5 protein-coding genes, 1 rRNA gene, 1 pseudogene and 1 riboswitch are annotated in these 6,799 nt (G+C 45.5%); of the genes and pseudogenes, 2 read left to right on the top strand and 5 right to left on the bottom strand.

Going from position 1 to position 6,799, the window contains the following annotated elements; genetic code table 11:
* A 16S ribosomal RNA gene (locus G5S52_RS19410) occupies positions 1-73 on the bottom strand; the annotation flags it as partial.
* Between the two features lie 679 nt (positions 74-752).
* On the opposite strand from G5S52_RS19410, the gene G5S52_RS19405 reads away from it, so the two are divergent.
* Positions 753-1,202 carry an RNA recognition motif domain-containing protein gene (locus G5S52_RS19405; protein WP_165017593.1) on the top strand — a complete coding sequence of 150 codons (450 nt, stop codon included), beginning with the start codon at positions 753-755 and terminating at the stop codon, positions 1,200-1,202.
* Here G5S52_RS19405 and murI read toward each other — a convergent pair.
* The 4 genes and pseudogenes from murI to G5S52_RS19385 all read right to left on the bottom strand — a co-directional run bounded on the left by murI (position 1,180) and on the right by G5S52_RS19385 (position 5,532).
* A pseudogene (gene murI / locus G5S52_RS19400) lies at positions 1,180-1,967 on the bottom strand (glutamate racemase). The gene G5S52_RS19405 and the pseudogene murI sit on opposite strands and share 23 nt — an antisense overlap.
* Positions 1,968-2,032: 65 nt before the next feature.
* Positions 2,033-2,695, bottom strand: coding sequence for a Dph6-related ATP pyrophosphatase (locus tag G5S52_RS19395; protein ID WP_165017591.1), 663 nt, complete (start codon positions 2,693-2,695; stop codon positions 2,033-2,035).
* A gap of 47 nt (positions 2,696-2,742) precedes the next feature.
* On the bottom strand, positions 2,743-4,695 hold the full coding sequence (locus G5S52_RS19390; RefSeq protein ID WP_165017589.1) for a TonB-dependent receptor: 1,953 nt from the start codon (positions 4,693-4,695) through the stop codon (positions 2,743-2,745).
* 46 nt (positions 4,696-4,741) lie between these two features.
* A riboswitch (cobalamin riboswitch) is annotated at positions 4,742-4,928 on the bottom strand.
* 76 nt (positions 4,929-5,004) lie between these two features.
* A complete protein-coding gene (locus G5S52_RS19385; protein ID WP_062708786.1) occupies positions 5,005-5,532 on the bottom strand; it encodes a cobalamin adenosyltransferase family protein in 528 nt (175 codons plus the stop codon).
* Positions 5,533-5,681: 149 nt separating this feature from the next.
* Between G5S52_RS19385 and trmA the strand changes: the two genes are divergently transcribed.
* Positions 5,682-6,788, top strand: a complete 1,107-nt coding sequence (trmA, locus tag G5S52_RS19380; RefSeq protein WP_165017586.1) for a tRNA (uridine(54)-C5)-methyltransferase TrmA — start codon at positions 5,682-5,684, stop codon at positions 6,786-6,788.
* Positions 6,789-6,799: the final 11 nt, after the last annotated feature.

Genomic DNA, 6,799 nt, shown 5'->3' with positions numbered 1-6,799 from the left:
GCTGCCGCTCGACTTGCATGTGTTAGGCCTGCCGCCAGCGTTCAATCTGAGCCATGATCAAACTCTTCAATTAAAGTTTTTGGCTCGATGAAATACTGTATAAATTGACTGTGCCGATAACTCCGAAGAGTTTTCGTTTGGTCACTCAGTAAACATCGATAAATCTTTTGTCTATCAATCACGAGTGCCCACACAGATTGCATAGGTCAAATTGTTAAAGAACGTTGACTTGAAGAAGCGTTGCTTCTCACCGTCAGGGCTGCGAATTTTACGCTGCCGGGCGATGAAGTCAAGAAGAAATTTTGAGATTTTTCAGCGTTGCTTTCGCAACCCTCAAAACACCTTGTTGACTTGCCTCTCGGGGTGAATTTCCTTTCGAAGCGGGCGGCCATTCTACTGATTCGAAACAGCGCGTCAAGCGTTTATTTCAACTCAATTTTTGAGGCCTTCGCCGTACCGATTTGAGTGGACCTTTCCGCTGTGGGAGCCGCTCTCCGTGTCGGTGAAGCGGCATTATAGAGACTGGGATCACATTGGCAAGGGTTTTTATTGGTTTTTTTTCGTTCGAACACAATTCAACCTAAACTTTGAAAAACACAACAAATTGCAACATTAGATAGCCGTCACATTCACTTACTAGCAATAAGAACTCAATATCCGTAATATCAACCCGACAATTGTATTTATTTTAGTCAGCATTGATTTCGATTCTTCATGCTATTTCTTCTAACCGACGTTTACTTTAGACGATTATGAAAACATCTATCAGCTTGCTTATTACTGCAGCCATCGCACTCCTTGGTGCATTGCTTTTAAAAAACTCCACTTTAATTGCCAGTACAGGTTATGCATTCGCACTTGGTGCAATTACAACAGGTATTGCCATTTCTCTTTTTTCTACTAAATCTTCAGGCGATATTTCAGAGTCTAGTCCTTCCACCAGCAAAACCATCTATGTGGGTAACCTTCCTTACCGTGCAAATGAAAATGACGTAAAGGAACTGTTCTCTAAACATGGTGAGGTCTTTGCCGTGCGCTTGATGAAAGACAAGCGCACCGGGAAGCGACGTGGCTTTGGATTTGTCGTGATTGCAGCAGGAGATGCTGCTGATGCAATAGAAGCTTTGAACAACAGCGAATACGGTGAAAGGACTCTTAAAGTTAGAGAGGCGAATGATCCTAGAAAATCGGAGCGCGGCTAATCGTTGCAAAGCCCAACTTTTCTAACTCTTGATTTAGTGCTTCTTCTTCTTTCACTGGAGCGCTACTAAAAACAAAATGTTCAGCTTTACTGAGGGAGGTCATTTGATCTCCCTCTTTTAATAATGTCACTACGCGGTTGGCGATCGCTTTACCTGAATCAATTACCAGACATTGTTCGCCTAAAATGTCTTCAATTTCTTCACGAAGTAACGGGAAGTGTGTGCAACCCAATACAATGCAGTCTGTTTTATTTATAAACGGTGCCAGTACATCGCTTAATATTTTTTTATCGACCTTTCTGCCACGCAATTTCCCCTCTCCCATTTGTACGAGTTCCGTTGAACCTACCATTCAACTTCACAATCGGGCGCAAACTCTTTTACAAGCTGATGCGTATAAGGACGTCTGATTGTTGCGGGAGTAGCCAAAAGGCCAATGTTTTTGGATTTACTGATTGCGGCAGCAGGCTTAATAGCAGGAACAACCCCGACTACTGGGACATTAAGCAGATCCCGCAGATGTGGCAGCACGAGTGTGCTTGCGGTATTGCATGCAATGATAACTAACGAGATATCCTGCTGTTGGCAAATCGCGGAGACCATTCCACAGACACGTTGGATAAGCACATCATCCGCCAACTCACCATAGGGAAAAGCTGCATTATCGAAGGCATACACGACATGCTGTTCCGGCAGTAGCTGAGCCACTTCCTTAAACACAGAAAGGCCACCTACACCAGAATCAAAAATCAGCACACTCTTCACGCTATAACCCTTTGTTATCCACTTGCGACGCAATCATACTTCGCACGCCAGCGAATTTGAATCTTTCACCTGACGAGATGATAGCTAAGGTGGTGGAATCTCCCTTCCCGCTGAAAACCTGTGATCTCAATATCCAGGGGATACTGAAAGCAAGGAGCATCGGTAACGATAGTGTGAAACTCCCCGTCTTCGCCACAAAGGTCACAGCCATTTGGAAGCTCAGCTAACAAATTGGCGTTATAGTCCCAGCCAAGAAATCTTCCATCCAGCTGAGAGGTATCAACGGTAGAAAGTGTGGTCTTAATGCCTGAAGCAATGATGTCGTTTGCAAGCATCTCGCTTCCCTCACCGAGCAATGGAAAAACACACTCCCAGCCCTGAGGTTCAATATAGCTTCTGCGGTATTCTTCAATGCCATTACAGAACATATCGCCAAACGCCACTGCATCGACATTTAGCCCACTACTGCGTATATCTTCGACAACCCTCTTCTGATAAACATCATTGGGAGGAAAGACTTCGTTCAGTTCGATAAGCACCAAAGGCAATCCAATACTTTCTGCCTGCGCTTTGACAACATTGATTGGCGTTGCTTGGAAAGGAACAGTGCCTGCCACGTAGGTGGTATACAGTCCAACAACTTGATAACGATCGTCTTCCAGCAGTCGACACAGTGTCAGAGTTGAGTCCTTACCTGATGACCAACTGACAATAGCGCGTTTTTTCATTCTTTATTCCAAAAGAAAAAGCCGCCTGATGGCGGCTTTAAGCTGAATTAAAATTGATATGTTCCCGTAACGTAGTAAGCACGCTCCGACCCGGGATAATACCCTGTTGAATATCCGTTGTAGGATACAAAAGAAGCATATTTCTCATCTAGCAGGTTTTCTGCACTAGCCGAAAGAGTGAATGATTCATTTACGTTGTAGTTGATAGCTAAATTTACTAACCAGTAAGCACCAACTTTTTCCAAATCATTAGCATCGTCACCGCTCCGGTACATTGAACCGGTGTACACTGCATCTGAATAAACATCAATTTCGTCAGTGATATAATAGTTAAAGCCAACTCTAGCAGTATGCTCAGCTACCCAAGGCACTTCTTTGCCTTTGTTTTCACCTTCAGTTACTTCAGCGTCAACGTAGCTGTACTCCAGTGAAACTAGCAAATCATCGTTGACATAGTAATCACCGAAGACAGAAACACCATTTCGCTCAGATGAATCCGCATTTACATTAGCTCCGTCAAACATGCCTCCATCCGGCTTTTGCGCACTGTCTAAGTAAACGATCTCATCATCAAGATTCAAATTAAAAGCATCAATACGCAAAGAGTAATCGGTATCAGTCCAGTGCCAACCAATCTCGTTAGAGACACCTGTTTGCGGCTTAAGACCAATAACATCAGGCTGTGTATATGCTTGCTCTGATATTTTAGCAAAGCGGAAATTGCTCTCGGTACGAACGTATACACGAGACTTTTTAGAAATCTGGTAATTAAGCGCCAACTCATACGCAGAAGCGTCATCTTTAAGTTTGACTCCGTCAGGGTATACAGCCTGATCGTTGAGATCATCTTTTACGCGCCCATAACGACCGCCTAGAGTGAAAACCAAGTTCTCAATTAACGGATACTTATACTGCGAGTAGACATTAAGTGTTCTCTGCTCGATATCTCTGTCAGTGAACGAGCTTTTATAGTCATACTCGGCCTTACCTGCATCTACACCAAAGAGGAAATAAGCTTCTCCCGAAGATGTATCATGCTTTCCTTCTACTTGGCTTGATAAGAAAGCTTGGCCACTATCTACATTTGTAGCGCCACCCCAAATAGCACCATGCTCCGTCGTATCATCGAGGATAAATTCATTTTTCAACAACCAGTCGTCACTTAAAGCTTGGTCAAAGCCTAAGCGTGCAACACGAGTATAAGCATGACTGTAGTCGTCTTTATTTGAAGGGTTAACTTGAGTTGGATCAGTTTCAAACTGCTCTTTTGTTAGGCTACCAGCATACTCTCGCTCGGTATCATAGTAGCCAAGTTCCAAGTAAGCTTTTCTTGTTGTGTTTTCATAATCAACACGGCCCATCAAAGCCCCATTCTGACTGGCGTTATGCTTGCGATAGTTGTCTGAGTTATCTTGAGTAGCAGAAAAACGATAACTCGTCGTTTCGTTAATTGCCCCAGATGCAGCTACATTCGCATTTACAGAGTCAAAACTTCCGTAAGAAGCACTCGCTGTGACTCTGTCGTCTTTAGAAGAGCGGGTAACGATATTTATAACGCCACCCACAGCTTGATCACCGTATAGAACACCTGCACTGCCAGACAAGATTTCAATACTTTCTATATCGTTTAGCTGAATGAAGTTCAGATTTGGTGAAGTAAGATCGAGAGAATTGAGTCGACGTCCATCTAACAACACCAGAACATTGTTAGCGGCCTGCTCGCCGCTCATGCCACGGAGTGAAAATGATGCACCACTGTTTGAGTCAGATAACTGAATACCAGCACGCCCCTTGAGTAAGGCTTCCAGCGATTTAGCATTGCTTTTTTCTATTTCATCACGAGTAACAATTGTTACATTAGAAGGGATGTCTGCAATGGAGTTTACGAATTCGCTGCGAGCGAAAACGACCATAGTGTCGTCGATAGAAGGGGTGGTTGTTTCGGCGTGCGCAAACGCAGCCCATGGCAGCATACCTGCTGCAAGTAGCTTTTTAGACATATCAGATCCAAATATCGCGTGTATCCAATGATGTCAGGAGATCCTGAAACCATATTGTGACCCAGCTGATATTCGGACTTAGAGACGACCTACAGTGACGACTTCCCACATTTACATGCAGTGTCTGGCTTTCGCCTTGTCACTTTCGTTTCTCTTTACCGCTGCGCGCCAGTTCCGGATTCTCACCGGATTCCCAGCTGGAGTGAAAGCGCGCAGAGTATAGAGGAGTCAGCGCGCCATTGATACATAGATATTGAGAACTTGGTCTCATTCACTCGGGAAATGGGTGATTTGTGCTTGGCAGCGCTTTCAATAGCTGAGACTGACAAACTCCACTTCTTCTACGTCCAGCTTCATCTTGATATACACCGTCAGTACGAAGAAGAAGTTAGCAAGTAGATTAGCGAAACGGGGCAGTACTGGCTCAAAGGTCACGCCTGATTCATCTAAGCGATGAAGCAGACGCACGGTTTTCTTTGAGCCCGTGCGGCACTGATGCAACGCCATTACACCAACCGGACCTCTTGGCAGCACAAAGCGGTTAATACGACCACGGCTTAATTCGTTGTAATGGTCGTATCTCGCATGTAGCCATTCCAAATCTTCTTCAAAGATGGCCGTCTTCCCACGCACCGAACCATTGAGGTGATAGATTTTTGGATGAAGGGTCTCGAGATCTTCCCGCACATCATCAAAACCTTCCGGCAAGGTTGCTAGTGCCATCCCCACCAAACTGCAAAGCTCGTCAGTGTGGATTTCATAGTCGCAGGTCAGTGCCGACTCATAGATAAACGGATAACAAATCTCTTTGCGGTTCTTTGGTTTTCGAAAGCTCATGACAAGGCTCGGTCTGATTAAAGTGTGCCAATATTATCCCAAGGCACAGGTTTACGCTTCTACTGGCGAAAAAGTCAGCGAAAAGGCTGGACAATATGGTTCCGCTACTTACAATTTGCGCTCATTTTTAGTTATGCAGGTTAGGTAATATGAGCAATACCCTGATTGACACCACCCAATATCAGGCGCAATTGGACGAGAAAATCGCGCGTATGCAAGACGCGTTTACCGAGTTCAATGCGCCTGAGCTGGAAGTGTTTCCGTCTCCAGACAAACACTACCGCATGCGTGCGGAATTCCGTGTCTGGCATGAAGGGGATGACCTCTATTACATCATGTTCAATCAAGAGACCAAGCAGAAGTACCGTGTGGACCAGTTTCCGCAGGCAAGCCGCATCATCAACGATCTGATGCCTCTGCTGGTTGATGCTATCCGTCCGATTGAAAGCCTGCGTCGCAAACTGTTCCAGGTGGACTTCCTATCTACCCTGAGCGGTGAAGTACTGGCTTCAATGCTTTACCACCGTCAGCTTGACGAAGAATGGGAAGCAAATGCGCGCATGCTGAAGCAACGTCTGAACGATGAAGGCTTCAACCTGAACCTGATTGGCCGCGCGCGTAAGCAAAAGATCGTGATTGACCGCGATTACGTGGTGGAAAAGCTGAGCGTTAACGATCGCACCCTGACCTACCAGCAAATTGAAAACAGCTTCACCCAGCCAAACGGGAAAGTGGCAGAGAAGATGCTTGAGTGGGCAGTGGATTGTACTCAGGACAGCACAGGCGATCTGCTCGAACTTTATTGCGGTAACGGTAATTTTTCACTGGCACTGGCGGACAACTTTGATCGCGTTCTGGCAACCGAACTGGCTAAGCCCTCTGTTGAATCTGCGCAGTGGAACATTGCAGCAAACAACATCGACAATGTCCAAATCATCCGTATGTCTGCAGAAGAATTCACGGAAGCGATGGAAGGTAAACGTGAGTTCCGCCGCTTGCAGCAAGCCGGTGTAGATCTGAAAAGCTACAACTGCAACACTATCTTTGTCGACCCGCCGCGCTCAGGCATGGATGAAGGTACCTGCCGCATGGTGCAGGCTTACGACCGCATTCTGTATATCTCCTGTAATCCGGAGACACTGAAAGAGAACCTGGATATTCTGTCAGAAACACACCGCATCACACGTTTTGCGCTGTTTGACCAGTTCCCTTACACCCACCATATGGAAGCGGGTGTGCTACTTGAGCGTAAATAAATGTTCAGAAA

Source organism: Grimontia sedimenti (genome assembly GCF_011045095.1).
In the GTDB taxonomy this organism is placed as follows: Bacteria; Pseudomonadota; Gammaproteobacteria; order Enterobacterales; family Vibrionaceae; genus Enterovibrio; species Enterovibrio sedimenti.
The sequence above is the reverse complement of the archived record's forward strand: the minus strand, read 5'-3'. Positions and strand labels throughout refer to the sequence as shown.

Excerpts from the sequence above, each read along its gene's own strand:
- G5S52_RS19405 (WP_165017593.1), top strand. The coding sequence starts at position 753 with ATGAAAACATCTATCAGCTTGCTTATTACTGCAGCCATCGCACTCCTT.
- G5S52_RS19395 (WP_165017591.1), bottom strand. The coding sequence starts at position 2,695 with ATGAAAAAACGCGCTATTGTCAGTTGGTCATCAGGTAAGGACTCAACT.
- G5S52_RS19390 (WP_165017589.1), bottom strand. The coding sequence starts at position 4,695 with ATGTCTAAAAAGCTACTTGCAGCAGGTATGCTGCCATGGGCTGCGTTT.
- G5S52_RS19385 (WP_062708786.1), bottom strand. The coding sequence starts at position 5,532 with ATGAGCTTTCGAAAACCAAAGAACCGCAAAGAGATTTGTTATCCGTTT.
- trmA (WP_165017586.1), top strand. The coding sequence starts at position 5,682 with ATGAGCAATACCCTGATTGACACCACCCAATATCAGGCGCAATTGGAC.